Origin of the sequence: Chamaesiphon sp. VAR_48_metabat_135_sub (assembly GCF_031418915.1) — a bacterium.
Classification (GTDB): Bacteria; Cyanobacteriota; Cyanobacteriia; order Cyanobacteriales; family Chamaesiphonaceae; genus Chamaesiphon.
On the sequence record NZ_JANOJV010000286.1, the window covers coordinates 1 to 3,986 of the forward strand.

3 protein-coding genes and 2 pseudogenes are annotated in these 3,986 nt (G+C 40.6%); 4 read left to right on the plus strand and 1 reads right to left on the minus strand.

All coding sequences use genetic code 11. The annotated features are described in order from the left end of the window. A pseudogene (locus RMO55_RS20010) lies at nt 1-256 on the plus strand (photosystem II q(b) protein); the annotation flags it as partial. 159 nt (nt 257-415) lie between these two features. On the opposite strand, the gene RMO55_RS20015 reads toward RMO55_RS20010, so the two are convergent. Beyond that, nucleotides 416-1,087, minus strand: coding sequence for a hypothetical protein (locus RMO55_RS20015; RefSeq protein WP_310429607.1), 672 nt, complete (start codon nt 1,085-1,087; stop codon nt 416-418). Between the two features lie 366 nt (nt 1,088-1,453). Here RMO55_RS20015 and RMO55_RS20020 point away from each other — a divergent pair. From RMO55_RS20020 to RMO55_RS20030, 3 genes and pseudogenes are all read left to right on the plus strand, one after another. Further along, nucleotides 1,454-1,669, plus strand: a pseudogene (locus RMO55_RS20020) (photosystem II q(b) protein); the annotation flags it as partial. A gap of 423 nt (nt 1,670-2,092) precedes the next feature. Continuing rightward, nucleotides 2,093-2,692 (plus strand): pentapeptide repeat-containing protein, encoded by a 600-nt coding sequence (locus RMO55_RS20025; protein WP_310429609.1) that lies wholly within the window; start codon nt 2,093-2,095, stop codon nt 2,690-2,692. 203 nt (nt 2,693-2,895) lie between these two features. Beyond that, the coding region (locus RMO55_RS20030; RefSeq protein ID WP_310429611.1) for a dicarboxylate/amino acid:cation symporter at nt 2,896-3,986 on the plus strand (1,091 nt) is incomplete at its 3' end.

Here is a 3,986-nt window from a genome sequence, read left to right on the forward strand (position 1 = left end):
TGCATGGCCCGTAATCGGCATCTGGTTCACATCCTTGGGTGTATCCACCATGGCATTCAACCTCAACGGATTCAACTTCAACCAATCAGTTGTAGATGCTCAAGGACATGGCATCAACACCTGGGCTGACATCATCAACCGTGCTAACCTCGGGATGGAAGTAATGCACGAAAGAAATGCACATAACTTCCCATTAGACTTAGCAGCTGGTGAAGCTACTCCTGTTGCTTTAACTGCTCCTGCTATCAACGGTTAATATTAACCTTTGATTAGTTAACAAAAAGCCCCTCCGCATGAGGGGCTTTTTGCTAGTTATAGGTAAAGAGTAAATGAGAGCGAAGCAACCATCAATTGTCTTCGCTCAATAAACTTCTGCACGGATTTACTAATTACTAGTCAATGCTGGTGATGATATTTATCTAAATGTTCTACCAAGTCTGCTTACTAATTTACCTTGATACTCTACGATGATTTCTACTTGGTAAGAATTGTTGAACCGATTTGGTACAATATTGTACTTGGTACGATATTCTCCCCGTGGAGCAACAGTAACATTACTTGACGCTTTATCCCTCGCCTCAGTAGATAGTGTCTGTCCTCCTGCATAATTTGGATTAAGCTGCACCCCGATAGTTACCTCGAATGGTCCTGGAGCAGGAACATCGCTATTATTAGCAATGACAGCACGATACTTTCTTTGGCTGGTACTATTATCAATAACCTGTTCAATATCTTTGACTACTAAATTTGGCTTGGCAGCAGGTGGATTATTGCATTTTGCCAGTTCTGCTTTCTTGGCTGAAATCTGTTGAATTACTGCTTTTAGTTCTCTTCTGATTTCAGTCCCTTCTTGGGGAGTAAGAGATGAATTTTCAAGAGATTTTTTAAGATTTTTTTGTTCTTCAATAAGTGAATTGATACCGTTTTGAATTGCACTACAATCAACTGCTGCGACAGCACTTTTAGTAGCAATAGAAATACTTGATACAGGCAGTAAAAGTAAAATTGACATCAATAAGCAACTTAGTGAAATCGGTTTTATTTTCAAGATCGATCGGTTATTGTTTTGACGAATGGATGTTTTCATGTTTTTATTTGCAATGTTTATGATTAGTATAGATTGAGTAAACAGCTAGACAGCTTACTTAATAATGGGATGCGATTGAAACTATGTTCAGGTTGTATGGAATAAGATTTATATGCCTAAACTGGCTATTCTTACGAACAAACACTAAAAAACACTGGGACGATCGGGATGTTATCCTGACTAGCCTCGACACAACACACTAAAATAAATTTGTTATCTGTATAAATTCATATTAGTCCCTTTTATGCTACGGGAAAATAATTTTGTGTTATTTTTTAATATTTCTTGTATTTTCACCTAAAGTGCGAATGTATTTTTTTGAGTTGATTTTGTCACAGTTAGTCGTTATTCACTCCCAAGTGACGTGTATCCACAATGGCGTTTAACCTCAACGGTTTCAACTTCAACCAATCGGTTGTCGATGCTCAAGGTCACGGCATCAATACCTGGGCTGACATCATCAACCGTGCTAACCTCGGTATGGAAGTAATGCACGAGCGTAATGCTCACAACTTCCCTCTCGATTTAGCTGCGGGTGAAGCTACTCCTGTTGCTCTTACTGCTCCTGCTATCAACAGTTAATACCTGTTTGATTCGAGAGATTTAAAAACCCCCTGACTAGTGATAGTCAGGGGGTTTTTGGTGGGGACAGAAACCCGACTTTTCCAAAAAGTCAGATTTCTTGCGTAATGGTTACTCCCTTCCCACCCAAGAAATAGACAATCTGTACCACCATTCACCATTTACCATTCACCATCCACCATTCACTCACTACCCTAGATGTCTAATTTGACACTGGGAAGGAAGTAGATCTCCGATCTCAATCGAACACCTAAAACCATTTGCAATTTTGTCTATATTTTGTTACAATAGTTAATATAAAGAATAATTACATCCATATTAGGTTCGATCGAGCTTGGCAATCTACAAAATAGCAGAGCTAGATCTCGAATAAATAAATTTTGAAGGCGTATATCAGCGCACAACGTCTCAGGGAGATAATGAATGAATACCGATGAGTTGCTTAGGCAATATGACAATGGAGAGCGAGACTTTGTGCTGGCTAATTTATCGGATGCATGTTTAACCGAAAGATGTTTGGCGGCGATTAATTTGAGTCAGTCTCACCTAGCTAATGCTAACCTATCAGGATCGAATTTGCAGCGTGCGAACTTGTCAGCAGCAGTTTTGACTAAAGCTACCTTGTGGCGATCGAATCTAACTAGTGCTAGTCTGATGTCAGCTAATCTCAATGAAGCTAATCTAATTCGAGCTACCTTAACTGGAATTGAGGGAAATGGAGCATCTTTGAGAAAAGCAGATTTACGATTGGCTAATTTGCAAGGTGCCAATCTGAGTCAAGTTAATCTCGTCGGGGCTGATTTACGCTACGCCAATCTAACTGGAATCAATTTGACAGGTGCGAATTTGAGTCGAGCAAATCTCACTGGAGCAAACCTATCTCATGCAGATCTGCGTGGCGTAACGCTCACACAAGCAATTTTTGAGAATACCGATATCAGTGATGTTTCATTAGTAGATGTAGATTTGAGTCAAGTCGATCTTCGTCATGCGATTGTAAACTATTGCACGCATCGAAATTAATAATGTAGCAGCGAAAATGCTAGCAACGCTAATTACGCCATATCCCCGACTTCTTGAAAAAGTCGGGGATATATTTGTATTTGCACGATCGAGTCGAATTGGATCGATCGTGATAACGTAGATACATAAATATATTTTGCAATCCCAATTACTAATAACAGCGAGTCATCTGCGGCGATCGAATCTACATTGGTAAACAAATAATGACTAAAATTCCATTATATTTACAAATCGTTGCCGCTTTAATTGTGGCAGTAATAGTTGGTGTGCTTTTAGGGGCAGGAAGTCCAGTTTTGGACAAGGAATCGATCGAGCATTTAGCATTACCTTGTACGCTGATTCTCAAGGCTTTACGTACTTTAGCAACTCCGCTAATTTTTCTGGCAATTCTACATACATTTTTAACAGCAGAGATTCCCAGTAGATCGGGGCGAAAGTTATCGATATTATTAATTACTAATACACTAGTAGCGATCTCGATCGGATTACTAGTCGCTAATGTGTTACGTCCTGGGGCGGGGGGGAAAGCATTAGCAACGGCTCCAACTACTAAAACAGCAATCAAACAACTCGATCCTTGGGGTTTATTATCTGATATTATCCCCGATTCAGTGATTAAACCATTGGTGGATAATAACGTTATTTCGTTGATATTTGTGGCGTTAGCATTTGGGATTGTACTCAGAGCGATTAAAACCGAGCAAGTCAATCAGGGAAAGAATGAATACCTAGCGATCGAGCAGGTAATTGGGTTATTATTTGATGCGGTGATTAGGATTTTACATTGGGTAATTGCCCTAGTACCAATTGCTGTATTTGGAATTGTTTCTAAAACAATCGCGCTCCAAGGATTTGCGCCGTTTAAGTCGCTGGGTTCTTTTGTTGTGGCAGTAATCGTCGCGCTATTACTTCAAGCTGCTTACTATCTGACTAGAGTTAAACTTGGCTCTTGGGTTTCGCCGCAGCAATTTATTCAGGGTGGCTCGGATGCCTTGATTACAGCTTTTTCGACAGCTTCATCTACCGCGACGATGCCGATTACCTTTCAATCGTTGATTGAGAAGGTGGGTTTACGCGAGTCTTCCGCCTCTCTGGGCGCGTTGGTGGGGAGTAACTTCAATAATGATGGTACCGCCCTGTATGAGGCGATGTCAGCCCTATTTATCTCCCAGGTGCTGGGTCAAAATCTATCATTAACCCAACAGGTGATGGTGATGTTGACTTCGATAGTAGCATCTGTAGGAGCTGCGGGGATTCCAGAGGCGGGTTTGGTGACGATGACACTAGTATTTAG